This window comes from Pseudomonas sp. MBLB4136, from assembly GCF_051904765.1.
Lineage (GTDB): Bacteria > Pseudomonadota > Gammaproteobacteria > Pseudomonadales > Pseudomonadaceae > Aquipseudomonas.
Genome location: NZ_CP196713.1, coordinates 2,310,988 through 2,334,482 on the forward strand (window position 1 = coordinate 2,310,988; position 23,495 = coordinate 2,334,482).

Annotated in this window: 21 protein-coding genes and 1 pseudogene; 17 read left to right on the forward strand and 5 right to left on the reverse strand. The window is 65.8% G+C overall.

The features are described 5' to 3' along the window. Window positions 1-143: 143 nt before the first annotated feature. From ACSX1D_RS10625 to ACSX1D_RS10640, 4 genes and pseudogenes are all read left to right on the forward strand, one after another. Window positions 144-1,166, forward strand: coding sequence for an amidohydrolase family protein (locus tag ACSX1D_RS10625; RefSeq protein WP_439862177.1), 1,023 nt, complete (start codon window positions 144-146; stop codon window positions 1,164-1,166). Window positions 1,167-1,231: 65 nt separating this feature from the next. After that, a complete protein-coding gene (locus ACSX1D_RS10630) occupies window positions 1,232-1,696 on the forward strand; it encodes a DUF3859 domain-containing protein (RefSeq protein WP_439862178.1) in 465 nt (154 codons plus the stop codon). Window positions 1,697-2,053: 357 nt separating this feature from the next. Next, window positions 2,054-2,548 (forward strand): annotated as a pseudogene (locus tag ACSX1D_RS10635) (MCP four helix bundle domain-containing protein); the annotation flags it as partial. Further along, window positions 2,528-3,679, forward strand: coding sequence for a methyl-accepting chemotaxis protein (locus ACSX1D_RS10640; protein ID WP_439862305.1), 1,152 nt, complete (start codon window positions 2,528-2,530; stop codon window positions 3,677-3,679). The pseudogene ACSX1D_RS10635 and the gene ACSX1D_RS10640, both read left to right, overlap by 21 nt. 63 nt (window positions 3,680-3,742) lie before the next feature. Here ACSX1D_RS10640 and fabB read toward each other — a convergent pair whose 3' ends face one another. The 3 genes from fabB to ACSX1D_RS10655 form a co-directional block, all read right to left on the reverse strand. Next, window positions 3,743-4,963, reverse strand: coding sequence for a beta-ketoacyl-ACP synthase I (gene fabB / locus ACSX1D_RS10645; RefSeq protein WP_439862179.1), 1,221 nt, complete (start codon window positions 4,961-4,963; stop codon window positions 3,743-3,745). Between the two features lie 12 nt (window positions 4,964-4,975). Next, window positions 4,976-5,491: a 3-hydroxyacyl-[acyl-carrier-protein] dehydratase FabA gene (fabA, locus tag ACSX1D_RS10650; protein ID WP_208706763.1), complete on the reverse strand. Its 516-nt coding sequence runs from the start codon at window positions 5,489-5,491 to the stop codon at window positions 4,976-4,978. A gap of 205 nt (window positions 5,492-5,696) precedes the next feature. Next, window positions 5,697-7,625, reverse strand: coding sequence for a response regulator (locus ACSX1D_RS10655; RefSeq protein WP_439862180.1), 1,929 nt, complete (start codon window positions 7,623-7,625; stop codon window positions 5,697-5,699). Between the two features lie 402 nt (window positions 7,626-8,027). Here ACSX1D_RS10655 and ACSX1D_RS10660 point away from each other — a divergent pair, with 402 nt between their 5' ends. The 9 genes from ACSX1D_RS10660 (at window position 8,028) to ACSX1D_RS10700 (ending at window position 16,308) form a co-directional block, all read left to right on the forward strand. After that, complete coding sequence (locus tag ACSX1D_RS10660; protein WP_439862181.1) at window positions 8,028-9,050, forward strand: NAD(P)H-dependent glycerol-3-phosphate dehydrogenase; 1,023 nt, start codon at window positions 8,028-8,030, stop codon at window positions 9,048-9,050. Window positions 9,051-9,075: 25 nt separating this feature from the next. Next, complete coding sequence (locus ACSX1D_RS10665; RefSeq protein ID WP_439862182.1) at window positions 9,076-9,423, forward strand: DUF4389 domain-containing protein; 348 nt, start codon at window positions 9,076-9,078, stop codon at window positions 9,421-9,423. Window positions 9,424-9,433: 10 nt separating this feature from the next. After that, a complete protein-coding gene (gene sixA, locus ACSX1D_RS10670; RefSeq protein WP_439862183.1) occupies window positions 9,434-9,898 on the forward strand; it encodes a phosphohistidine phosphatase SixA in 465 nt (154 codons plus the stop codon). Between the two features lie 111 nt (window positions 9,899-10,009). Next, entirely contained in the window at window positions 10,010-11,677 is a 1,668-nt protein-coding gene (locus ACSX1D_RS10675) for an AMP-binding protein (RefSeq protein WP_439862184.1), read from the forward strand. Window positions 11,678-11,913: 236 nt separating this feature from the next. Continuing rightward, a complete protein-coding gene (locus ACSX1D_RS10680) occupies window positions 11,914-12,723 on the forward strand; it encodes an alpha/beta fold hydrolase (protein WP_439862185.1) in 810 nt (269 codons plus the stop codon). After that, the gene (locus ACSX1D_RS10685) at window positions 12,720-13,583 is read left to right on the forward strand and encodes an alpha/beta fold hydrolase (protein ID WP_439862186.1); all 864 of its coding nucleotides are present in this window, start codon (window positions 12,720-12,722) and stop codon (window positions 13,581-13,583) included. Before ACSX1D_RS10680 ends, ACSX1D_RS10685 begins: the two co-directional genes overlap by 4 nt. A 51-nt stretch (window positions 13,584-13,634) precedes the next feature. Continuing rightward, window positions 13,635-14,297 (forward strand): glutathione S-transferase family protein, encoded by a 663-nt coding sequence (locus ACSX1D_RS10690; RefSeq protein WP_439862187.1) that lies wholly within the window; start codon window positions 13,635-13,637, stop codon window positions 14,295-14,297. 8 nt (window positions 14,298-14,305) lie between these two features. After that, complete coding sequence (locus tag ACSX1D_RS10695; RefSeq protein WP_439862188.1) at window positions 14,306-15,109, forward strand: DUF4892 domain-containing protein; 804 nt, start codon at window positions 14,306-14,308, stop codon at window positions 15,107-15,109. Between the two features lie 125 nt (window positions 15,110-15,234). Beyond that, window positions 15,235-16,308: an AI-2E family transporter gene (locus tag ACSX1D_RS10700; RefSeq protein ID WP_439862189.1), complete on the forward strand. Its 1,074-nt coding sequence runs from the start codon at window positions 15,235-15,237 to the stop codon at window positions 16,306-16,308. Window positions 16,309-16,356: 48 nt separating this feature from the next. Here the strand turns inward: ACSX1D_RS10700 and ACSX1D_RS10705 are convergent, their stop codons facing one another. After that, a complete protein-coding gene (locus tag ACSX1D_RS10705; protein WP_439862190.1) occupies window positions 16,357-17,379 on the reverse strand; it encodes a patatin-like phospholipase family protein in 1,023 nt (340 codons plus the stop codon). Window positions 17,380-17,490: 111 nt separating this feature from the next. Here ACSX1D_RS10705 and selD point away from each other — a divergent pair, with 111 nt between their 5' ends. The 4 genes from selD to ACSX1D_RS10725 all read left to right on the forward strand — a co-directional run bounded on the left by selD (window position 17,491) and on the right by ACSX1D_RS10725 (window position 20,593). Then, entirely contained in the window at window positions 17,491-18,525 is a 1,035-nt protein-coding gene (gene selD, locus ACSX1D_RS10710; protein ID WP_439862191.1) for a selenide, water dikinase SelD, read from the forward strand. Beyond that, window positions 18,525-19,625, forward strand: a complete 1,101-nt coding sequence (gene mnmH, locus ACSX1D_RS10715) for a tRNA 2-selenouridine(34) synthase MnmH (protein WP_439862192.1) — start codon at window positions 18,525-18,527, stop codon at window positions 19,623-19,625. Before selD ends, mnmH begins: the two co-directional genes overlap by 1 nt. A gap of 81 nt (window positions 19,626-19,706) precedes the next feature. Next, window positions 19,707-19,985 (forward strand): hypothetical protein, encoded by a 279-nt coding sequence (locus ACSX1D_RS10720; RefSeq protein WP_208706777.1) that lies wholly within the window; start codon window positions 19,707-19,709, stop codon window positions 19,983-19,985. Further along, on the forward strand, window positions 19,985-20,593 hold the full coding sequence (locus ACSX1D_RS10725; protein WP_439862193.1) for a flavin reductase family protein: 609 nt from the start codon (window positions 19,985-19,987) through the stop codon (window positions 20,591-20,593). The genes ACSX1D_RS10720 and ACSX1D_RS10725 overlap by 1 nt, the downstream gene beginning before the upstream one ends. 14 nt (window positions 20,594-20,607) lie before the next feature. Here ACSX1D_RS10725 and ACSX1D_RS10730 read toward each other — a convergent pair whose 3' ends face one another. Continuing rightward, window positions 20,608-23,286: a cation-transporting P-type ATPase gene (locus ACSX1D_RS10730; protein ID WP_439862194.1), complete on the reverse strand. Its 2,679-nt coding sequence runs from the start codon at window positions 23,284-23,286 to the stop codon at window positions 20,608-20,610. Window positions 23,287-23,495 lie beyond the last annotated feature (209 nt).

Here is a 23,495-nt window from a genome sequence, read left to right on the forward strand (position 1 = left end):
GCTGTTCATGTGTACTCCCGGTTCCACAACCCCTTGGGCCTTACAGACCAGCAGCCTAGCCCATGTCGTCGGCGTTGGGATGCTGCTGAACTTGCCAAGCGCTGCGGCAGTCTATCTGCCCATAACAGGATGAGGATGCCGGATTGATCTTGCTGCGAGTGACTCTCGCGCTGCTGTTGGGGGCGACCACGGCATGCGCCTTGGCCCGTGACTACCGCTACAGCGATGCGCACCTGCACTACGTCGACTTCTTCCAGGAAAGCGCCGGAATGGACGAGTTGCTGGCGGCGATGGCCGCCGCTCAGGTTGAGCATGTAATGCTCGCCGGCATCCCCGTGGCGAAAAAGTGGCATGAAGACGAACCCAAGCGACCACGCTACTACGCCGGCGACGATGCCGATGTGTACTGGTATAGCGCGACCGACACACTGATCGCCCATGCCTACAAACAGTTGCCGGCTGAACAGCGCAAGCGTATTCACCCGTTCCTGTCGGGGTTCAACCCGAACGACAAGAACGCCGATGCGCATATTCGCCGCATGCTCGAACTGGACCCCGACCTGTGGCAAGGCATCGGCGAGGTGTTCACCCGTCACGACGACCTCACCGCGCTGATGCAGGGCGACGTGCCGCGGGCCAACAACGAGGCGATGGCGCGGGTCTATCACCTGGCTGCCGAATACGATCTGCCGGTGATGCTGCATGCCAACATCACCTCCAAGCGCGAGCGCAACCCGCTGTATCTGGCGGAAATCGAAGCGCCGCTGCGCAACCACCCCCATGTTCGCTTCATCTGGGCCCATGCCGGCACCAGCATGGAGATTCACCGTCATCAAGCCAAACTGGACTTCCTCCTGCCGACCGTGCAACGCATGCTGGAGCAATACCCCAACCTGTACATCGACCTGTCTTGGAGCGTGCTCAGGCCGTACCTGCTGGATGAGCAGGACAGGCCCGACCCCGAATGGGTGCAACTGGTCCGCCGCTTTCCAGCGCGCTTCATGCTCGGCTCCGATGTGGTGGGTCGATTCGACAGCCTGGGCGACTTTCTCCGGGGTTTCGACCCCTTTCTCGACGCCTTGCCGGAGGATGTGGCGCAGCGAGTGGCGCGCGACAACTTTCTGGCCGTGCTGCCGCGGCGAGTCAAGGTGGCCGCGCATCGATAGAGAAGTCATCAATCTGTCACTCGGGTGTCATAGGCTCGCGCCATCTCGAACAAGGAGCGCGCGCTATGCAATACACCCGATTCACTACACTGATCGCACTCTCGCTGTTGTCGGGCTGGGTTCAGGCCGAGGTTCGCGTCGAAGGCGAGGTGGAGCATGGCATCTTCGTCAGCGAGTATCAGGACTTCCAACCAGGCGAGCGGGTGCTGACCCGCCACCAGCAACCGATCGAGCGCAGCGAAGTGATACCGGCGAGACTCGGTACCAAGTTCGGCCTGCGCTACCGACTCGCCGGCAAGACTGCCGGGGAGGCGCCATTGACCCTGTTGTATCTCACCCCCGGCGTGACCACCCCGGATGGAGCCCGCCACGACAAATTCGTGGTGACGCAGAAACTGCTCCCGGAGGCGGGTCAGGACACCATGGCCTTTGAGTTCAGCGAACCCTATGAGGTTGTTCCGGGGGAGTGGCATTTCCTGGTGTTCCAGGACGACCGCAAGCTTGCCGAGCAGCGATTTATGGTGCGCTAGTTATCCGGTTGCGTGGAAAGGCCGACCCTAGAAACGGCTTTCTTCTCTAGCAGCGCAGTCTGTTCGGAAAGTATGACGGGGCAATCGTTTCGCTGGCCAGGAACCAATGCTGGAGAAACGGGAGGTCGCGAGGGGGCGGTTTTCGTCTTCTGGTTACATCAGGGCGGATCGACCCGGAAAAACTTGGCAGGCCGGCTAAGCTGTATCGTTCCGGCACTCGACTGCGCTCGGAAATACCGATAAGCGATTTAAGGTACCCTGGAGTAGGCCGATAAACAGCATGCGGTGGGCTAGTGCCCGCCCGGCAAACGTGATCGACCCTTGGTCCGCAGACGGCCATGCTAAAGGAATGCTCAAATGTCCCTCAGAAATCTCAATATTGCACCGCGCTCTGCGCTGGGTTTCGGCTTGATTGGCCTGATTGTGCTGCTATTGGGAGTGTTTGCCCTTGGTCAGATGTCTGCCATGCGCAAGGAAGCCAATGATGTAGATCGGAACTGGCTGCCGAGCATTATCGCCCTGAGCGAGCTGAACCAGAACATCTTGCGCGTGAGGGTACTGACCTACCGCTTGGCGGTCGTGACCGACAGCGGACTGCTGCAGGAAACCCAGGCAAAGCTGGCTCAACTGCTCAACGATGTACGCACCCTGAATAACACCTTCGCCAAGTACCTGACCACGGCCGAAGAGCGAGCTGCCTACCAGCGCTTCAAGGCGGAGGAGTCACAGTACCTGCAGTACCAGGGCGAAGTCGCGCGGCTGGTGTCGCAGGGCCAGCGCGAGCAGGCATTGGTGACGCTCAACGGTAATATCAACCTGCATGCCGACGGTATGACCAAGGCGCTGGTCGAACTGATGGGGATCAATCGCGACGAGGCGGGTGAAGCTGCCAAGCGCGCCGAGTCGGCGTACGACAAGGCCTTCGACTGGGTGGTCATTACCATTATCGTTGCGGGCCTGTTGACTGCATTGCTGGCCACGCTGTTTACCCGCAGCATCGTCGCCCCTTTGGAGCTGGCGGTCCGCGCGGCGGAGTATGTGGCTGCGGGCGATCTGACCAAAACGATCGAAATCGACGGGCGCGATGAGCCCGCGCGGTTGCTGCAGGCCTTGAAACGCATGCAGGGCAGCCTGCGCGACACCATTCAGCGTATCGCCGACTCCTCGAATCAACTGGCATCCGCGGCCGAAGAACTGAACGCGGTGACCGAAGACTCCACCCGTGGCCTGCACGCCCAGAGCAATGAAATCGAGCAGGCCGCGACCGCGGTGAACGAAATGACCGTGGCGGTCGAGGAGGTGGCGCAGAACGCCGTGAGTACCTCTCAGGCGTCCGGCGAGTCCGACAAGACGGCCAGGCTCGGGCACCAGCAGGTGCTGCAAACCGTCGACTCGATCAGCCAATTGGCCGGCGATGTAACCCACACCGCCAGCCAGGTCGAACAACTGGCCGGCAAAGTCAGGGGCATCAGCCAGGTGCTGGATGTGATTCGATCGATTGCCGAGCAGACCAACCTGCTGGCGCTCAACGCGGCGATCGAGGCGGCCCGGGCGGGTGATGCCGGTCGCGGTTTCGCGGTGGTGGCCGACGAGGTGCGTGCCTTGGCCCATCGCACCCAGCAGTCGACCCAGGAGATCGAGCAGATGATCGGTGGCATTCAGCAGGGCACCGATCAGGCAGTCGACGCCATGCAGCAGAGCAATCAGCGCGCGCGCTCGACCCTGGAAGTCGCTCAGTCGGCTGGTGAGGCGCTGGATCGGATTACCTCGTCGATCGCCCAGATCAACGAGCGAAACCTGGTCATCGCCAGCGCCGCCGAAGAGCAGGCGCAGGTTGCGCGCGAAGTCGATCGCAACCTGGTGAACATTCGCGACCTGGCGCTGCAGACCTCCGCCGGTGCCAACCAGACCAGCGCGGCGAGCCAGGAGCTCTCGCGGCTCGCCGTCGACCTCAACGGCATGGTCGCACGCTTCACCGTATGAGGTGATGAGCCATGAAAAACGGCGCCCTAGGGCGCCGTTTTCAATTGCGAGCAAGCAAGCTGCTTACTTGCCGGTCCAGCGCTTGAGCACCAGAGTGGCGTTGGTGCCGCCGAAGCCGAAGCTGTTGCTCATGACGGTGTCGATCTTGGCGTTCTCCACGGTCTTGAGTTGAACCGGCAGGTCGGCGACCTCCGGATCCAGCTCCTCGATATTGGCCGAGCCGGCGATGAAGTTGCCTTCCATCATCAGCATGCAGTAGATCGCTTCCTGGACGCCAGCAGCACCCAGGGAGTGGCCGCTGAGGCTCTTGGTCGAGCTGATGGCTGGCGCCTTGTCGCCGAACACTTCGCGCACAGCGCGGCTTTCCGCGACGTCGCCGACCGGAGTCGAGGTGCCGTGGGTGTTCAGGTAGTCGATCGGCGTGTCGACGGTGGCCAGGGCCTGCTGCATGCAACGTACCGCGCCTTCACCACTCGGCGCGACCATGTCGTAGCCGTCGGAGGTGGCGCCGTAGCCGACGATTTCCGCGTAGATCTTGGCGCCGCGCTTGAGCGCATGCTCCAGCTCCTCGACCACCACCATGCCGCCGCCGCCGGCGATGACGAAACCGTCACGCTTGGCGTCGTAGGCGCGAGAGGCCTTCTCCGGGCTCTCGTTGTACTGGGTGGAGAGGGCGCCCATGGCGTCGAACAGGAAGCTCTGGCTCCAGTGCTCTTCTTCGCCGCCGCCGGCGAAGACCATGTCCTGCTTGCCCAACTGGATCTGCTCCATGGCGGTGCCGATGCAATGGGCGCTGGTGGCGCAGGCCGAGGAGATCGAGTAGTTCACGCCCTTGATCTTGAAGGGGGTCGCCAGGCAGGCGGAAACGGTGCTGCCCATGGTACGCGGCACGCGATACGGGCCGACGCGCTTGACGCCCTTTTCGCGCAGGATGTCCATGGCTTCCATCTGGTTGAAGGTGGAGGCACCGCCGGAGCCGGCGACCAGGCCGACGCGCGGGTCGGAAATTTCTTCGGCGCTGAGGCCCGCGTCGGCGATGGCCTGCTGCATCGACAGGTAGGCGAATGCGGCAGCGTCGCCCATGAAGCGGTAGACCTTGCGGTCGATCAGCTCTTCCAGGTTCAGGTCGACGGAGCCGGACACCTGGCTGCGCAGGCCCTTCTCGGCGTATTCCGGATTGAAACGAATACCGCCACGGCCTGCACGCAGGTTGGCGGAGACGGTTTCTTTGTCATTGCCCAGGCAGGAAACGATGCCCAGACCGGTAATCACGACGCGACGCATGGAGAGAATCCTTTAGAAACTGTCGGTAGAGGTGAACAGGCCGACGCGCAAGCCTTCGGCACTGTAGATCTCGCGGCCATCGACACTGACGCTGCCATCGGCGATGGCCAGGATCAGCGAGCGGGTGATGGTGCGTTTGATCTGAATGTTATAGGTGACCTTCTTGGCGGTCGGCAGGACCTGGCCGAAGAACTTCACTTCGCCCGAGCCGAGGGCGCGGCCACGGCCGGGGTTGCCCTGCCAGCCGAGGAAGAAGCCGACCAGCTGCCACATGGCGTCGAGGCCCAGGCAGCCCGGCATCACCGGGTCGCCTTCGAAATGGCAACCGAAGAACCACAGGTCCGGGGTGATATCGAGCTCGGCGACGATTTCGCCCTTGCCGTACTTACCGCCCGTGTCGCTGATGTGAGTGATGCGATCGATCATCAGCATGTTCGGCGCGGGCAGTTGCGCATTACCTGGGCCGAACAGTTCGCCGCGGCTGCAGCGCAACAGATCTTCCCGGGTGAAGGCGTTTTGTTTGGTCATGCGAGCTCCTCAATAATCCCCACGCGCCAAGGCTGGGCAAGTCGTCCTGGCTGGCGGCGCACCGGTGTGCGCCTGCCAGCAGCCTAGTCATAGACTGTTGCGATGTGCGGAAAGTCACAGCGCGTCGAGTACAGTTGTACTCTGCTCCTGACTCCTTGTCACAGACGCCTGGCCTGCGCGCCGGTGACCGGGAGCCAATTGCAGTTTAACAGCCCTGGCCCGAGGCCGAAGCCTGAGCGGGCAGCCAGCGCTGCAAAATTCGCTGCAGGTCGGCCCGTTTGAAGGGTTTTGCCAGGTAATCGTCCATGCCACAGTCGAGGCACGCATCCCGGTCGCCCTGCAGGGCGTTGGCGGTCAGGGCGATGATTGGCATGCTGCCGTGCCCGTCAAGCCGGCGAATCTGCCGAGTGGCTTCGTAGCCGTCCATGATCGGCAGGCGGCAGTCCATCAGGACCGCGGCGTAGCGTCGTTGTTCGACGCTGTGCACTGCCCGGGCGCCATCGCCGACCAGGTCGACCTCGTAGCCAAGGCTGCGCAGCATGGCTTCGATCACTGTCTGGTTGACCGGGTTGTCTTCGACCAGCAGCACTTTCTGCCCTTGGCCGTGTTGGTCCTCGAGCTGGGCCTTCGACGTACTGGGCCGGGACTCCAGCGAGAAGGGCAGTGGCACCTCCAGAATGAAGGTCGAGCCCTGGCCCTCACGGCTTTCCGCGCGCAGGATGCCGCCCATGCGTTCGGCCAGGGTGCGCGCGATCGGCAGGCCGAGCCCGGTGCCGCCATAGCGTCGGGAAATGGAGCTGTCGGCTTGCTGGAAGGCGTCGAACATCTGTTCCAGGCGTTCTGCCGAGATGCCGATGCCACTGTCGTGCACCGCGCAGCTGAACCAGAGCACCTGGTTGTCCAGGGCCTGCCAGCGGGTTTCCAGGCGCACGCTGCCTTGTTCGGTGAACTTCAACGCGTTGCCGATGAGGTTGACCAGGATCTGCCGGATGCGCGTCGGATCGCCCTGGACCTCGAGTTGCTCCAGTCCGTCCTGGGTATCCAGTTCGAGGCTCAGGCCGCGTTGCTGAGCGCCATGCTGGAACACCAGCGCCGAGCCCTGGATCAGTTCCAGCAGGTTGAAGGAAATGCACTCAAGCTCCAGGGCGCCGCGCTCGATGCGCGAGAAGTCGAGGATGTCGTTGATGACCTTGAGCAGGTGCTCGGTGGATTCGCTGGCCAGCGCCGCGTATTCCGCCTGTTCCCCCGTCAGCTCGGTGGTCTCCAGCAGCTGCAGCATGCCCAGCACGCCATTCATCGGAGTGCGCAGCTCATGGCTCATCATGGCCAGGAAGTCGGACTTGGCACGGTTGGCCAGCTCCGCCTCCTCGCGTGCCTTGACCAGCAGGGCCATGGCCTGTTCCTGTTCCTGGCTGGCGAGTTGCAGTTCGCCGGCCAGGTTGTTGATGTGCTGGGCCAGTACCCCCAGTTCGCCTGTCTCCAGTTCTGGCAGGCGGGTCTGATATTCGCCCGCCTGAATCGCCGTGACTGCCTTGCCCATGGCGCCCAGGGGCTTGGAAATGCGCCTCGCCAGTCGGCGCGCGAGAAGGAAGGTCAGCAGCAGGGCAAACAGCGCCAGGACCGCGGCCTTGAGCAGCAGCGCCTGCTGACGGTCGTTGAGCGCATCGCCCGACATGCCCACCACGACGTGGCCGAGCTGGTTGTCGGGCGAGGCAGCCGCGAGCCCGGGCGCCTGCTGCGGGGCGGTGTCAGCCAGGCCGGCCTGTTGTAGCCGAATCGGCGCCTGGAAGACCTCCACCCGGGCGCCGGATTGCTCCAGGCCGCTGGGTTGTTCCACATAGACCAGGATGTTGTCGTCGCGGTCGCGCACCTCGAGGAAACGCACATGCGGAGTGCTGAGGGTGGCTTGCAGCAGCGTGTCCAGTACCTGCAGATTGCCCGATGCCACGCCGTACTCACTGGCTGGCGCCAGCTGATTGGCGATCAGCTGGCCGGTGTGGTTGAGTTCCAGGCGCAGGTCCTGGAGGCGCTCGAACGTAAAAAAGCCGGTCAGTAGCAGGGTCAGCAATAACGCCGGACCCACGCTGATCAATTGTGTGCGGGTATGAATGTCCCAGCCGCGCCCCTTGCTCACGGGCTGTCTCCTTCAACCAATGAATGCTTCGGGCGGCAAGCTTCGGCGGCGCTTCTGGCCCGCGCGCCGTGCACCTGAGATTTCGTTGCCAGGCTGCCACTTGCCGATCCACACCAGACGCGCAGCCGGACGAGTCGGCTCGATCCGGCGCGCAGAACGGCGGAACCATGCGCCCGAGGGCAGGAAATGCTTGGGAATCGGGCTGCCACGCAACGGCCTTGTTCGCGTCGAAAGTGCGCATGTTAACCGAGCTGAACGCCTTTGCCAGTCGCCTGGTGCATGCCGGACGAGATTTTTGGGGCACGGCGCATTGACCGTAAAACGCGGCGAAAAGCTGGCCGGCCAACCTGTGCCCCGTATAATGCCTGCAGATTGCCACCCATGACCCACTACGGACTCGTTATGACTGAGCAGCACCCCATTGCCGTGCTCGGCGGCGGCAGCTTCGGCACCGCGCTGGCAAACCTGCTGGCGGAGAACGGTCGGCACGTCCTGCATTGGATGCGTGACCCGGAGCAGGTCGAGGCCATATTGGCCAACCGGGAGAACCCGCGTTACCTCAAAGGGGTCAAGATTCACCCCGAAGTGGAGCCCCTCTGCGACCTCGCCGCAGCGCTTGCCGCCTGTCAGCTGGTCTTCGTGGCGCTGCCCTCCAGCGCCTTGCGTCAGGCCTTGCAGCCGGTGGCCGAGCAACTGGCCGGCAAGCTGTTGATCAGCACCACCAAGGGCATCGAAGCTCGCAGCTTCAAATTGATGAGCCAGATTCTCGAAGAGATCGCCCCGCAGGCACGCATCGGCGTGCTGTCCGGGCCGAACCTGGCCAAGGAAGTGGCCGAGCACGCACTGACCGCGACGGTGATTGCCAGCGAGGACGAGGCGCTTTGCCAGCAGGTGCAGGCTGCCCTGCATGGCCGCACCTTCCGCGTCTACGCCAGCGGCGACCGCTTCGGCGTGGAGCTTGGCGGCGCCTTGAAGAATGTCTACGCGATCATGGCCGGCATGGCAGCGGCCCTGGGCATGGGCGAAAACACCAGGAGCATGCTGATCACCCGTGCATTGGCGGAAATGACCCGTTTCGCCGTGCACCTGGGGGCCAACCCGATGACTTTCCTTGGCCTGGCCGGGGTGGGCGACCTGATCGTGACCTGCTCCTCGCCGAAGAGCCGCAACTACCAGGTCGGTTTCGCCCTGGGCGAAGGCCTCAGCCTGGACGATGCGGTTGAGCGCCTCGGCGAGGTGGCCGAGGGCGTCAACACGATCAAGGTGCTCAAGGCCAAGGCCGAGGAGCTGCAGGTGTACATGCCGCTGGTTGCCGGTCTGCATGCCATCCTGTTCGAGGGGCGTACGCTGGGGCAGGTGATCGAGTTGCTGATGCTGGCCGAGCCGAAGACCGACGTCGATTTCATTTCCACCACGGGCTTCTAGGCCCGCATTTCTCAGGGAGATTGCCATGAGCGAAGAGAGTAAAGAGCTGGAGCGCGAGTCCATCCTGTTGCGGATCCTCTGGATGGTGTTGTTCACCATTGTCTGGCAACTGGCCGAACTGGTGCTCGGGGCCGTGGTCCTGCTGCAGCTGGGCTACCGGCTGTTCTACGGCGCGCCGAGTGCCAGCCTGCTCGGCTTCGGCGACAGCCTCAGCCAGTATCTGGCGCAGATCGGCCGCTTCGGCACCTTCAACAGCGATGACAAGCCGTGGCCGTTCTCCGATTGGCCGACCCCGCGCGCCCCGCAGGGTGAGGCGCCGCATTCGGTGCCGCCGGCGCCGCACCCGGTGCGCGACGAAGAACCGAAGCTGTGAGCGCGCCCCGATGAGGCTGTGGCTGCTGCGCCATGGCGAGGCCCAGCCCCAGGCCGTCAGCGATGCCGAGCGCGCCCTGACCGCCCGCGGCCGTGAGGAGGTCACCCAAGTGGCGGTGCAGTTGCAGGCGCGCCCGCTGACGATGATCCTCGTCAGCCCCTACGTACGCGCCCAGCAGACCGCCGCCCTGGTGGTCGAAGCGCTGGCGTTCGGCGGTCCCGTACAAACAGTGCCGTGGCTGACCCCCGATAGCGACCCTCGCGAGGTGCTGCGGCGCCTGGACAGGTACGAGAGCGGCGAACTGCTGCTGGTCAGCCATCAGCCGCTGGTCGGCGCACTGGCGGGGTTGATGATCCACGGTCATCGGCAGCAGCCGCTGGCCATGCACACCGCCAGCCTGGCCGAGCTGGACGGCGATCTGCTGGCTGCCGGGACCATGAGCCTGCTGGCGCTGGTGCACCCGCGGCACGGCTGAAGGCGCGCCGCGGCGATACATTTCTTAACTTGCGACTCCCGTTTTTGCGTGGAATAGTCCAACCAAGCAATTGCTTGGTTGGCTCCACAACAACAACGAAGGAGTGGCCCCATGGACGATGCGATCCGCTTGCCCCTCGCGCGGTTCTACCAGCGCGAGGCCCGTCATCCGCACAAGCCCTATCTGGTGCAGCCACTGCCGGGCGGCCGGCTGCAGGAGCTGAGCTGGGCGGAGGTGGGCGAGCAGGCGCGGCGGGCCGCCAGCTGGCTGCGCAGTCGCGAGCTCGCTCAAGGCAGTCGTATCGCCATCCTCTCGAAGAACTGCGCGCACTGGATCGTCTGCGACCTGGCGATCTGGATGGCCGGGCACGTCTCGGTGCCGCTCTATCCCAATCTCACCGCCGACTCGGTGCGCCAGGTGCTGGCGCATGCCGAGGCGGCGCTGCTGTTCGTGGGCAAGCTGGACGACTGGCCAGGCATGGCGCCGGGCGTGCCGGAGGGGCTGGTCACGGTAGCGCTGCCGCTGCACGCCGAAGGCGAGTTCGCCTACCAGTGGGATGACCTGCAGCGTTGCGCGCCGATCCGTGACGACCCGCAGCCGGCAAGCGATGGGCTCGCCACCATCATCTACACATCGGGCACCACCGGGGCGCCGAAGGGCGTGATGCACAGCTTCGGCAATCTCGGTTTCGCCGCCAGCCACGCGATCGAACTGTTCGCCGTCGGCGAGGCGGACCGGCTGCTGTCCTATCTGCCACTCAGTCATGTGGCCGAGCGCATGTTTGTCGAGCTGGCCTCTCTCTATGCCGGGCAGACGGTGTATTTCGCAGAGAGCCTGGATACCTTTCTCGTCGATATCCGGCGCGCCCGGCCCACGGTGATATTCGGTGTGCCGCGCATCTGGACCAAGTTGCAGATGGGGGTCTTCAACAGGACCTCGGCGAAACGGCTCGATCTGCTGCTGAAGCTGCCGCTGATCGGCCCCCTGGTCGGCCGCAAGGTGCGCGCGGGGCTCGGGCTGGATGCGGTGCGCTACGCGCTGTCCGGCGCCGCGCCGGTGCCCGAGGCCTTGCTCGCCTGGTACCAGCGCCTGGGGCTGGAGGTCCTGGAAGTCTATGGCATGACCGAAAACTGCGGCTATTCCCATGTCTGTCGCCCCGGCCGCTACCGCGCAGGCTGGATCGGCCAGAGCAACCCCGGTGTCGAGGTGCGCGTGGCCGCGGAGGGTGAAGTGCAGGTGCGCAGCGGCGCCACCATGCAAGGCTATTACAAGGAGCCGGAGAAAACCGCCGAGGTGCTGACCGCCGACGGTTTTCTGCGCACCGGCGACAAGGGCGAGCAGGACGGACACGGCAACCTGCGCCTGACCGGGCGGATCAAGGAGATCTTCAAGACCAGCAAGGGTAAGTACGTCGCCCCGGCGCCCATCGAGAACCGCCTGGCCGTGCACTCGCGTATCGAGCAGGTGTGCGTGGTGGGCGATGGCCTGCCCCAGCCTTTGGCCCTGTGCGTGCTCTCCGAGGCTGGCCGCCAGGAGGCGGCCAACGGCGCCAGGGGCACCCTGGAGCTCAGCCTCCTGGCGCTGCTCGAGGAGGTCAATGGCCGCCTCGACCAGCATGAGCGACTGCAGGGACTGGTGCTGGTCAAGGACGCCTGGTCCGTGGACAACGGCTTTCTCACGCCGACCTTGAAGATCAAGCGCGGAGCGGTCGAGGGCGCCTATGCGACGCAATTTGTCGAGTGGGGCGGGGGCGACGAGCGGGTAGTGTGGCAGCAGTGAGGCACACCCGGCAGGTAGCGCCGGAAGCGTCCGCAGGGTTCGTCCCGGGCGCGTTTCAGTTCCCTGTGGTGAACAATTGAGCACGCGTCGGCGCGGGGAGGGCGCTGTCGCCGCGTTCGGTGGCCGGCCTCCCTTGAAGTTTGACCGGAGTGTCGCCGTTCACTGGCTGATTTGTCGTTGCCGTCACCGCCGCGCTGCCGGACAATTTCCCCGTCTACCTGCAGAAGCCTGCCGCCATGCCCCAACCCGTATTCTTCGCCCATGCCAACGGTTTCCCTTCGGCCACCTACGGCAAGCTGTTCGCCGCCCTCGCGCCGGACTACGAGGTCCGGCACCTGGAGCAGCACGGTCATGACCCACGCTTCCCGGTCAATGACAACTGGAGCAACCTGGTAGACGAGCTGATCCATCACCTAGAGGCGAGCGGTTCGCCGGCCTGGGGCGTGGGCCATTCGCTCGGCGGGGTGCTGCATTACCACGCCGCGCTGCAGCGTCCGGACCTCTATCGCGGGGTGGTGATGCTCGATTCGCCGTTGCTGACTCGCGCCGACCAGGTCGTCATTCGCGCGGCCAAGCGCTTCGGCTTCATCGATCGCATCACCCCGGCCGGACGAACCCTGGGGCGCCGCGAAGAGTTCGCCGACCTCGACGAGGCGCGCGGCTACTTCGCCGGAAAATCGCTGTTTCGCCGCTTCGATCCGGAATGCCTGGATGCCTATGTGCGCCATGGCCTGCACGGCAACGGCGACAAGCTGCGCCTGCGCTTCGATCCAGCCACCGAGATCAGCATCTATCGCAGCGTGCCGCACACCAGTCCTGGGCGAGCGCAGCAGATGCAGGTACCGCTGGCCATGGTGCGCGGCCGTCACAGTCGCGTAGTGCTGCCGCATCACGCGCGGCAGGTGCGGCGGATGCCAAAGGGCGAGCAACTGACCCTGCCCGGCGGGCATATGTTTCCCCTGGAGCGCCCCCAGGAGACTGCAGCGTTGCTCAGATCACTGTTCGCACGCTGGGCCGGCGAGACTTGCCGGGAGCAGTCGGCATGAGCCCGGCATTCGAGGAAGTGCGCCTGCGCCTGCCGCATATCGAACTCGCCGCGCACCTGTACGGTCCCGCGGACGGTCTGCCGGTCATCGCCCTGCATGGCTGGTTGGACAACGCCGCCAGCTTTGCCCGCCTGGCGCCCAAACTGCCGGGGCTGCGCATCGTCGCCCTGGACTTCGCCGGGCACGGCCACTCCGACCATCGTCCCGCGGGCGCCAGCTACGCGATCTGGGACTACGTGCAGGATGTCCTGGAGGTCGCCGAGCAGTTCGGCTGGCAGCGCTTCTCGCTGCTCGGTCACTCCATGGGGGCGATCGTCTCGGTGCTGCTGGCCGGTGCATTGCCGGAGCGGGTCGAGCGTCTGGCCTTGATCGACGGTCTGATCCCCTACACGGGCGAGGCCGAGGATGCGCCCCAGCGTCTGGGTGAGGCGCTCAAGGCGCAGATGGCCCTGACCGGCAAGCGCAAGCCGGTCTATGCCGAGTTCTCCCGCGCGGTGGAGGCGCGCATGCGTGGGGTGGGCGCGGTCAGCCGCGAGGCCGCCGAGCTGCTGGCGCAACGCGGCTTGATGCCGGTGCCCGGTGGCTATACTTGGCGTACCGATAGCCGCCTGACCTTGCCCTCGCCGCTGCGCCTGACTCGTGCTCACGTCATGGCGTTCATCCAGCGCCTGCAGTGTCCGGTCAATCTGGTGCTGGCGGAGCAGGGCCTGTTGGCGGCACATCCGCAGCTCACCGAGTTGCTGGGCGACCGGCCCATCACCCTGAGCCGGTTGCCGGGTGGACATCACTTGCACCTGGATGACGAGGAGGGCGCAGCCCTCGTAGCAGACTGTTTCAAAGGATTCTTGCGCTCGCCTTGACTTGCCGAAGGCAACTGGGGAAAGGTGTGGCCGATTGCCATGGAGATTCGCATGATCGACCTTTACACCGCAGCCACCCCCAATGGCCACAAAGTGTCCATCGCCCTGGAGGAGCTGCAGCTGCCCTACAGTGTGTACACACTGAGTTTCGACAAGCGCGAACAGAAAGCCCCCGAGTTTCTCAAGATCAACCCCAATGGCCGCATTCCGGCCATCGTCGACCGTGGCAATGACGATTTCGCCGTATTCGAGTCCGGGGCGATCCTCGTCTACCTGGCCGAGCGCAGCGGTCAGCTCCTGCCCCAGGAAGCCAAGGGACGCTCCATCGTGCTGCAGTGGCTGATGTTCCAGATGGGCGGCATCGGCCCGATGCAAGGCCAGGCGAACGTGTTCTTCCGTTATTTCCCAGAGAAGCTGCAAGGCGCCATCGACCGCTACCAGCACGAGACCCGGCGACTCTACGAGGTGCTCGATGGCCGCCTGGGCGAGGTCGAGTTCTTGGCCGGCGACTACAGCATCGCCGACATCGCCAGCTTTCCCTGGGTGCGTAGCCATGAGTGGTCGGGGGTATCGGTCGAAGGCCTGCCCCACCTGCAGCGCTGGCTCACGGCGCTGGAAAACCGGCCGGCGGTGCAGCGCGGCCTGCTGGTGCCGCGCCGCGACCTCGATGAGGCCGCCACCGTGAAATCCGCCCAGTCGATGCTGATCCGATGAGGGCGGCCATGCGCAGTCTCAGTCTGCTCGCCGCGCTCCTGGTCAGTACGCCGGCTTGGGCGGCAGATCCGCCCGGCAGTCGTGATCTGGAGGTCCTGCCGCGCTTTCCCGGTGCGCGGATCGTCGCCTTCGCCGAGGCCGGCGAGGAGGAGCGGGTCTACCCGCAAGGTGCCATCCGCCGCATCAGCGGCAAGTTGCGCTACGAGCAGGAGGTGCAGGCCAAGGGCCAGCTCACCTCGGTGACCTACGAGCTGCCCCGCACCCATAGCGCCGACGAGGTGTTCGCCGCCGCCCGTGAAGCCCTGCAGGCCCAGGATGCCGAACTGCTCTACTGGTGTCAGGGACGCGAGTGCGGTGCGAGCAACCTCTGGGCCAATGCGGTGTTCGGTCGCGCCAAGCTGTATGGTTCCGACGATCAGCAGGCCTATGTGCTGATGCGCCTGGCTGAACCGCGCCAGGACAGTCTTGTCGCGCTCTACAGCATCACCCGGGGCAATCGGCGTGCCTACCTGCACGCCGAGTTGCTGAGCGCGGATGCCGGTCTGGCCGAGGTGCTGCCAACCCCCGCCACCCTGTTGCGTCAGTTGCGCAGCAGCGGCGAGCTGCGCCTGCCGCGGCAGGCCGAGCCGAGTCCGGCCTGGTCCCGCCTGCTGGCGCGCAGCCTCAACCTCGACAGCACCTTGCGGGTCAGCCTGAGTGGCGCCCAGGCCGAAGCCTGGCGCGAGGCCCTGGTCGAGCAGCGGGTGCGCGCGGCGCGCCTGGAACTCGGCGACGGCGAGGTGCCCGGGCTGCGCATCACCGTGCTGCGCTAAGGCGCAGGCTTGAGAGCGCCGGCTTGCCGGCGCCCGAGCCGGCCGGCATGCTCTTACCTTTAGCCGTCCTGCGCTGCCTAGTCCCGCGTCGGGCGGCGTCCTTCGATTGCTGCGGAGCCTCGCGAATGCTCAATAACGACCGCCTGCTGGTGCAGATCCTGCTGCTGGGGCTTCTCGGCGCCAGCCTGTGGGTGCTCGCCCCGTTCTGGTCGGCGCTGTTCTGGGCGGCGGTGCTGGCCTTTGCCAGTTGGCCGCTGATGCGCCTGTTGACCCACTGGCTGAAAGGCCGGCAGGCCGCTGCGGCCGGCTTGCTGACGCTCGGCTGGGTGGTCCTGGTGGCCGTGCCGCTGATATTGCTGGGTTTCAACCTGGCCGACCACGTGCGTGACGCCACCGCCCTGATCAAGGGGCTGCAGGTCGAAGGCCTGCCGCCGCCGCCCGGCTGGCTGGGCGGCCTGCCGCTGGTGGGGGAGGCGCTGCTGTCGGCCTGGCAGACCGTCGATCAGCAGGGCTCGGCGTTCTTCGCCACCCTGCGGCCTTACCTCGGTCAGGTCGGCAACTGGCTGCTGGCACGCAGCGCGCAGATCGGCGCTGGCGTGCTGGAGCTGGCCCTGAGCCTGCTGCTGGTGTTCTTCTTCTACCGCGATGGTCCGCGCCTGGCGGCCTTCGTCCACAGCCTACTCGACCGCCTGATCGGGGTGCGCGCGGATCACTATTTGGAACTGGTCGCCGGAACGGTGCAGCGGGTGGTCAACGGGGTAATCGGCACCGCCGCCGCCCAGAGCCTGCTGGCGATGATCGGCTTCTATATCGCCGGCGTGCCCGGGGCGCTGCTGCTGGGCATCGTCACCTTCGTCCTCAGCCTGATCCCGATGGGCCCGCCACTGGTCTGGGTGCCCGCAACGGCCTGGCTGGCCAGCCAGGGCGACTATGGTTTCGCGATATTCCTCGGCATCTGGGGCTTCTTCGTGATCAGCGGCGTGGACAATATCCTCAAACCCTACCTGATCAGCCGCGGCGGCAATCTGCCGCTGGTGGTGGTGCTGCTGGGCGTGTTCGGCGGCATCCTGGCCTTCGGCTTCATGGGCCTGTTTCTCGGCCCGACGGTGCTGGCGGTGGCCTACAGCCTGCTCAGCGACTGGGTGGCGAACAAGGCGCCGCCGCCTGGCGAGGGGCCGCCGGCCGGTCTCAACCTCTAGCGCCAGTGCATGGCACGCGGCGCATCCGTTTGACGGTGCGCCGCGCCTTCAGTTGTCGCCGCGTTCGTACTTGTCCAGCGCCTCGCGGGCGATCATCTGCCCGAGCATGACCAGCTCCGGGGCCTTGTAGAACTCGAAGAAGCGGCAGGCGCGGCGTGGCACGTTGATCAGGATGTCCGGCGGGTAGCCGGCGATCTTGTACTGCGCCAGGGAGGTCTGCATCACCTCGAAACTCTGGTTGATCAACTCCAGCAGGGATGCCGGTCCGCTCATGTCGGCGACCCGCGAGCCGCTGGCGGACTTGGTCGCGGCGGCGCTTTCCGGCTCTTCGGCGGGTTTCTGGAGCGCGTCCGGACTGACGGCCGCGGCGCTCTGCGGGTCGTCCAGGAGCAGCAGCTCATCGCCGTCCTCGCCATCCTTGCGGCGGAAGGAGGGCAGGCGTGAACCCAGCGAGGTCATCATCTGGTCGAAGCGGCCCTTGAGCGCCAGTGGCCGTTCGATGACCGGCAGTTCGTAGTGCTTCTGGTTGGTCGAGTTGAGGTTGACCGCGACGATCAGGTCGCAATGGCTGGACACCACCGGCACGATCGGCAGCGGGTTGAGCAGGCCGCCGTCGACCAGCATGCGCTTGCCCTGGACCACCGGAGTGAAGAGGCTGGGAATCGCCGCCGAGGCACGCATCGCCTGGTGCAGGCAGCCCTCCTGGAACCAGATCTCCTGCTGATTGGTCAGATCAGTGGCCACCGCGGTGAAGGGGATCGGCAATTCCTCGATATTGATCTCGCCGACGATATCCCGGATCTGGCCGAAGACCCTTTCGCCGCGAATCGCGCCGAGGCGGAAGCTGACATCGAGCAGGCGCAGCACGTCCAGGTAGTCAAGGCTCTGGGTCCATTCGCGATATTCCTTGAGCTTGCCGGCCGCGTAGATGCCGCCGACCACGGCGCCCATGGAGCAGCCGGCGATACAGGCGATCTCGTAGCCGCGCGCTTCCAGTTCCTCGATCACCCCGATGTGCGCGTATCCCCGCGCACCACCGGCCCCCAACACCAGCGCTACTCGCTTAGTCATCTCGCTCCCCCCCGTAACGCTTTGTTTTATCAACATACTCGCGCCAATCGTCGCCGCCAAGGTGGCATTTGCTAGAATGCCGCCGCCTGTCGACCCGATTAGTGAGATGTGATGAGCGCGCCCATTCGTTTGACCCAGTACAGCCACGGTGCCGGCTGCGGCTGCAAGATTTCCCCCAAGGTCCTGGAAGTGATACTCGCCGGCAGCGGCGCGCAGAACCTCGATCCGCGCCTCTGGGTCGGCAATGCCTCGCGTGACGATGCCGCGGTGTACGCCATCGACGAGGAGCGTGGCGTGGTCTCCACCACCGACTTCTTCATGCCGATCGTCGACGACCCCTATGATTTCGGCCGGATCGCCGCGACCAACGCGATCAGCGACATCTATGCCATGGGCGGCGACCCGCTGATGGCCATCGCCATCCTCGGCTGGCCGGTCAACGTGCTGGCCCCGGAAGTGGCCCGCGAGGTGATCCGTGGCGGTCGCGCGGTGTGCGACGAGGCGGGCATCCCCCTGGCAGGCGGCCATTCGATCGATGCGCCGGAGCCGATCTTCGGCCTGGCGGTCACCGGCCTGGTGCAGAAAGCGCACATGAAGCGCAACGACACCGCCAGCGCCGGCTGCAAGCTGTACCTGAGCAAGCCACTGGGCATCGGCATCCTCACCACGGCGGAGAAGAAGGCCAAGCTGCGCGTCGAGGACGTCGGCCTGGCGCGCGACTGGATGTGCACCCTGAACAAGCCAGGCAGCCGGTTCGGCAAGCTCGCCGGCGTCAGCGCCATGACCGACGTCACCGGCTTTGGCCTGCTCGGCCACCTGGTCGAGATGGCCGACGGCAGTGGCCTGACCGCGCGCATCGAGTTCGCCAAGGTGCCGCGCCTGGAAGGCGTCGACTACTACCTGGAGCAAGGCTGCGTGCCCGGCGGCACCCTGCGCAACTTCGACAGCTACGGCGACAAGATCGCGCCGCTGGCCGAGCCGCACAAGCTGCTGCTGTGCGACCCGCAGACCAGTGGCGGCCTGCTGATCGCGGTAACGCCCGAGGGCGAGGCAGAGTTTCGCGCGGTCGCCGCGGAGCTGGGCCTGGCGCTGGAGCCGATCGGCGAGTTGCTCGAGCGCCAGCAGCACGCGGTCGAGGTGCGGTGATGCGCGACAATACCAGCGACTATCGCCAGCTGTTTCTCGATGGGGCGCCGATGATGGACGCCCGGGCGCCGGTGGAGTTCGCCAAGGGCGCGTTCCCCAGGGTGGTCAATCTGCCGCTGATGGACGATATCGAGCGGCAGAAGGTCGGTACCTGCTACAAGCAGCAGGGCCAGGAGGCGGCCATCGAACTGGGCCACCAGCTGGTCAGCGGCCCGCTCAAGGCCGAGCGCGTCGCCGCCTGGGTGGCCTTCGCCACGGCCCATCCGAACGGCTACCTGTACTGCTTTCGTGGCGGCCTGCGCTCGCAGATCGTTCAGCAATGGCTCAAGAGCGAGGCGGGCATCGACTATCCGCGGGTAATCGGCGGCTACAAGGCGATGCGCAGTTTTCTCATCGAGACCACCGAACAGGCGCTTGCCGAGTGCCAGTTCATCCTGGTCGGCGGCATGACCGGCACCGGCAAGACCGAGGTGATCGCCCAGCTGGACAACAGCCTCGACCTGGAAGGCCACGCCAATCACCGTGGTTCCAGCTTCGGCAAGCGCGCCACGGGGCAGCCGGGGCAGATCGATTTCGAGAATGCCCTGGCCATCGACATTTTGAGGAAGCGCGCGGCGGGCCGGCAGCAGTTCGTCCTCGAGGACGAGGGACGGCTGATCGGCCGCTGTTCGCTGCCGCTGGAGCTGTACCAGGGCATGCAGGACTTTCCGCTGGTGTGGCTGGAGGACAGCCTGGCCGGGCGCACCGAACGCATCCTCAAGGACTATGTGACCGACCTGTGCGCCGAGTTCGTCGCCCAGTGTGGCCCTGAGGCCGGCTTCAAGGCCTTCGCCGAGCGCCTGCAGCAGAGCCTGGCGAATATCCTCAAGCGCCTGGGCGGCGAGCGTTACCAGCGTCTGGCGGCGATCATGGACCAGGCCCTGCTGGAGCAGCAGCGCAGTGGCGCGGTCGACCTTCACCGCGACTGGATCGAGGCGCTGCTGGTGGAATACTACGACCCGATGTATGCCTACCAGCGTGAAAACAAGGCCGGGCGCATCGAGTTCGTCGGCGAGCAGGCGGCGGTGCTGGAGTATCTGCGGCAACGGGCCAATCCGTAGGGCAGGGCACTTTTGTCGCAGCTTGCCGTCATAATCGAGTCAATTGCGTCGTGATCGTTTTCGTCTAAGGGAGTCTGCGAAATGAAAGCCTGGATCTGTTTACCGATGATTGCCCTGGTACTGGCCGGTTGCGCCGGCAAGACCGCCTATCGCGACAGCTGCGCCAGTCAGCTGGATGCCGCCTGGCGCGAACTGGACCTGGCCAAGGCCGAAGGCTTTGCCGGGACCGTCAGTTACTCCAAGGCCCTGTCGCTGCTGACCGCGGCCAAGACCCAGCAGCAGTTCGAGGCCTATGAGGGCTGCACCAGCAAGTCCGAGCGGGCGCGCTTCTATATCCGCGAGTCGCGGGCGGGTCGCTGATGCTCATCGATTTCGCCGACCTGACACCGCTGGAGGCCTATCGCTGGCTGGCCACAACCGTGACGCCACGACCGATCGCCTGGGTCTCTAGCCTGTCCGCCGAGGGCGTCAGCAACCTGGCCCCCTTCAGTTTCTTCCAGGTGATCAGCGACCAGCCGCCGACCCTGATGGTCAACGTCGGCAGTCGTGACGACGGCAGCCTGAAGGACACCCTGCGCAACGTGCAGGCCACCGGCGAGCTGGTCATCCAGCTGGTGTCCTTCGCCCAGGCCGAGGCGATGAACGCCAGCGCGGCGATGCTGGCCCACGGGGTTAGCGAGTTCGAGCATTGCGGCATCGCCAGCGAGCCTTCGCTGAAGGTCAGGCCGCCGCGGGTGGCCGGCGCGGTGGTGACCTTCGAATGCGCCCTGGCCGAGGTCATGCCGTATCCGCGCGAGCGGCCCAACTGCCACCTGATCTTCGCCCGGGTGTTGCTGGCGCACGTCGATGACGCCGTGCTCAACAGCCAGGGGCGGGTGGAGGCGAGCAAGCTGGACCTGGTTGGCCGCCTCGGCGGCGCGTCCTACACCCGCACGCGCGAGCTGTTCGAGCTGCAGCGCCCTTCCTGAACGGTTGCATCGGCTCAGTTGGCGAGCCGGCGCAGCAGCTTCTTTTCCAGTTCGACCAACCCGCAGACCAGCATCGCCACCAGCAGGCAGGCGACCCAGGCCAGCGGCGGCAGCGCCGCAGTGGCGAACAGCTGCTGCAGGCCGGACCAGTAGGTGAAGGCCAGCTGCAGGCCGATCAGCAGCAGCACCATGCTCCAGATCATCGGGTTGTCTCGCAGGCCGAAGCGTGGCGGACCCAGCAATCGGCGGCTGCTGAACAGATAGCCGATCTCGCAGGCCACCAGGCCGTTGACCGCCAGGGTACGGCTGGCCTCGAGGCCCAGCCCCAGCTGCCCGGCGCTGAAGAACAGGCCCAGGCAGGCGAAAGTCATCAACAGGGCGATGAACAGTACCCGCCAGAGCAGCCGACGACTCAGCAGGGGCGCGCGCGGGTCCCGCGGCGCACGCCGCATCAGGTCCTCCTCGGCCGGCTCGAAGGCCAGCGCCAGGGCCAGGGTGACGGCGGTGATCATGTTGACCCAGAGGATCTGCAAGGGCGTGATGGGCAGGGTCAGGCCCATGGCGATGGCGCTGAGCAGCACCAGGGCCTCGCCGCCATTGGTGGGCAGGATGAACAGGATGGTCTTCTTCAGGTTGTCGTAAACGGTGCGACCTTCCTCGATGGCGTGGGTGATGGTGGCGAAGTTGTCATCGGCCAGCACCATCTGCGCGGCTTCCTTGGCCGCCTCGGTGCCCTTGATGCCCATGGCCACGCCGATATCGGCGCGCTTGAGCGCGGGCGCGTCATTGACCCCGTCGCCGGTCATCGCCACCCGCGCCCCACCGGCTTGCAGACGCTGCACCAGGCGCAGCTTGTGTGCCGGGCTGGTACGGGCGAATACCGTGGTCTGCGCCAGTCGTGCGTCCAGTTCGGCATCGCTCATGCGATCGAGTTCGGCACCGGTCAGCGGGGCGCCGCCGCCCAGGCCGAGTTTCTCGGCGATGGCGCGGGCGGTGCCGGCATGGTCACCGGTGATCATCTTCACCGCGATGCCGGCGCGCCGGCATTCGGCGACGGCATCGATGGCCTCCTCGCGGGGCGGATCGAGCATGCCGACCAGGCCCAGCAGGATGAAATCGCCTTCCAGGTCCGCATAGGTCAGTTCCTGCTGCGGGCCCGCCAGGGTGCGCAGGGCCAGGCCAAGCATGCGCAGCCCTTCGCCTGCGCCTTGTTCGAGTACCGCGTGCCAGTGGCGCAGGTCCAGGGGCTGGTCGCGACCCTCGTGCCACTGTCGGTTGCACACTTCCAGCAGGCGTTCCGGCGCTCCCACCAGGTAGATCAGCCCGTGCCCGCCATGGTCATGGTGCAGGCTGGCGGTGCAGCGTCGCTCGCTGTTGAAGGGGATCATGTCGGCCCGCGGCAGGTTGCCCAGTTCCTCGTCACGCTGCAGGCCCAGCTTGCCGGCCAGGGTCAGCAAGGCCGCCTCGGTCGGGTCGCCGCTGATCTGCCAGCTGTGCTCGCGCAGAGCGAGGCTGGCGTCATTGGCCAGCAGGCCGGCGCGCGCCAGCTCGCGCAGGTCGGCGCTATCCGCTGCCTGGCCGTTGCCGTCGACCCGGACGCTACCCTCGGGGGCGTAGCCGAGGCCGCCGACGCGGTAATGGTGGCTGCTGGTGAATACCTGCTGCACGGTCATTTCGTTGCGGGTCAGGGTGCCGGTCTTGTCCGAGCAGATCACGCTCACCGAGCCGAGACTCTCCACCGCCGGCAGGTGGCGAATGATGGCCTGGCGTCCGGCCATGCGTCGCATGCCGAGGGCCAGGATGATCGTCAGCACCGCGGGCAGGCCCTCCGGGATGGCCGCCACCGCCAGGCCGACCGCGGCCATCAGCATGTCTCTGGGGCTGTAGCCGTGCAGTTGTACGCCGAAGGCGAAGGTGACGAGCGCCAGCAGGAGGATGAGCAGGGTCAGGTGCCGGGCGAAGCGCGCCATGTCGGCCAGCAAGGGCGTCTGCAGCCTGATGACCGCGCCGAGCATGCGGCTGATCTTGCCCAGTTCGGTGTGCCCGGCGGTCGCCACCACCACGCCGCAGCCGTTGCCGGCGATGACCAGCGTGCCGGAATAGGCCATGCAGCGCCTGTCGCCCAGGCTGGCGTCTGGCTCGACCGCTTCGATCTGCTTGTTCGTCGGCACGGATTCACCGGTCAGCGCCGCTTCATCGATGCGCAGGTCGCGCGCCGCCAGCAGGCGCAAGTCGGCCGGCACGCGGTCGCCCGCCTCCAGCAGCACCAGATCGCCGGCGACCAGTTGCGCCGCCGGCAGCTGTTGCACCACCCCGTCTCGGCGCACGCGGCTCTGCAGGCTGACAAGCGCGGAAATCGCCCGCATGGCCTGCTGCGCCTTGCCTTCCTGGATGAAGCCGACGATGGCGTTGATCAGCACCACGGCGAAGATCACCGCGCTGTCGAGCCACTCGCCGATCACCAGGGTCAGCAGCGAGGCCAGCAGCAGCACGTAGATCAGCAGGTTGTGGAACTGCAGCGCCAGGCGCTTCAGCGGCCCGTCCAGGGCCGGCTCGGGCAGGCTGTTGGGGCCATTGGCGTCCAGCCGCCGCTGCGCCTCGGCGGCGCCGAGCCCGCCGTCGCCGACCTCCAGTTGTTGCAGACTGTACTCTGTCGGGCGTGCGTGCCAGTCCCGGTCGCGCGATGGCGTCATGACTATCTCCTGATGGTGCCCTTAAGCCTAGGCCGTCGTGCGACGGCAAGCCTTGGCCTGGATCAAGGCCCGCCGCATTCCGCGCACTCCGTCGTATCTTCGGTGGCCTGCCGACGGGCGCCGCGTCAATCGAACAGCGGTACGCAAAGCGACCTGGACATAACAAAAGCGACCGGGGTTGAAGAGCACTGCTTGTTGTCGCTAATGCT

Coding starts and splice junctions, on each gene's coding strand:
- ACSX1D_RS10690 (WP_439862187.1), top strand. CDS start 13,635: ATGATCGACCTTTACACCGCAGCCACCCCCAATGGCCACAAAGTGTCC.
- ACSX1D_RS10685 (WP_439862186.1), top strand. CDS start 12,720: ATGAGCCCGGCATTCGAGGAAGTGCGCCTGCGCCTGCCGCATATCGAA.
- ACSX1D_RS10705 (WP_439862190.1), bottom strand. CDS start 17,379: ATGACTAAGCGAGTAGCGCTGGTGTTGGGGGCCGGTGGTGCGCGGGGA.
- ACSX1D_RS10665 (WP_439862182.1), top strand. CDS start 9,076: ATGAGCGAAGAGAGTAAAGAGCTGGAGCGCGAGTCCATCCTGTTGCGG.
- ACSX1D_RS10695 (WP_439862188.1), top strand. CDS start 14,306: ATGCGCAGTCTCAGTCTGCTCGCCGCGCTCCTGGTCAGTACGCCGGCT.
- sixA (WP_439862183.1), top strand. CDS start 9,434: ATGAGGCTGTGGCTGCTGCGCCATGGCGAGGCCCAGCCCCAGGCCGTC.
- fabA (WP_208706763.1), bottom strand. CDS start 5,491: ATGACCAAACAAAACGCCTTCACCCGGGAAGATCTGTTGCGCTGCAGC.
- ACSX1D_RS10730 (WP_439862194.1), bottom strand. CDS start 23,286: ATGACGCCATCGCGCGACCGGGACTGGCACGCACGCCCGACAGAGTAC.
- ACSX1D_RS10640 (WP_439862305.1), top strand. CDS start 2,528: ATGACCAAGGCGCTGGTCGAACTGATGGGGATCAATCGCGACGAGGCG.
- selD (WP_439862191.1), top strand. CDS start 17,491: ATGAGCGCGCCCATTCGTTTGACCCAGTACAGCCACGGTGCCGGCTGC.
- ACSX1D_RS10660 (WP_439862181.1), top strand. CDS start 8,028: ATGACTGAGCAGCACCCCATTGCCGTGCTCGGCGGCGGCAGCTTCGGC.
- ACSX1D_RS10720 (WP_208706777.1), top strand. CDS start 19,707: ATGAAAGCCTGGATCTGTTTACCGATGATTGCCCTGGTACTGGCCGGT.
- mnmH (WP_439862192.1), top strand. CDS start 18,525: ATGCGCGACAATACCAGCGACTATCGCCAGCTGTTTCTCGATGGGGCG.
- ACSX1D_RS10725 (WP_439862193.1), top strand. CDS start 19,985: ATGCTCATCGATTTCGCCGACCTGACACCGCTGGAGGCCTATCGCTGG.
- ACSX1D_RS10700 (WP_439862189.1), top strand. CDS start 15,235: ATGCTCAATAACGACCGCCTGCTGGTGCAGATCCTGCTGCTGGGGCTT.
- ACSX1D_RS10680 (WP_439862185.1), top strand. CDS start 11,914: ATGCCCCAACCCGTATTCTTCGCCCATGCCAACGGTTTCCCTTCGGCC.
- fabB (WP_439862179.1), bottom strand. CDS start 4,963: ATGCGTCGCGTCGTGATTACCGGTCTGGGCATCGTTTCCTGCCTGGGC.
- ACSX1D_RS10675 (WP_439862184.1), top strand. CDS start 10,010: ATGGACGATGCGATCCGCTTGCCCCTCGCGCGGTTCTACCAGCGCGAG.
- ACSX1D_RS10630 (WP_439862178.1), top strand. CDS start 1,232: ATGCAATACACCCGATTCACTACACTGATCGCACTCTCGCTGTTGTCG.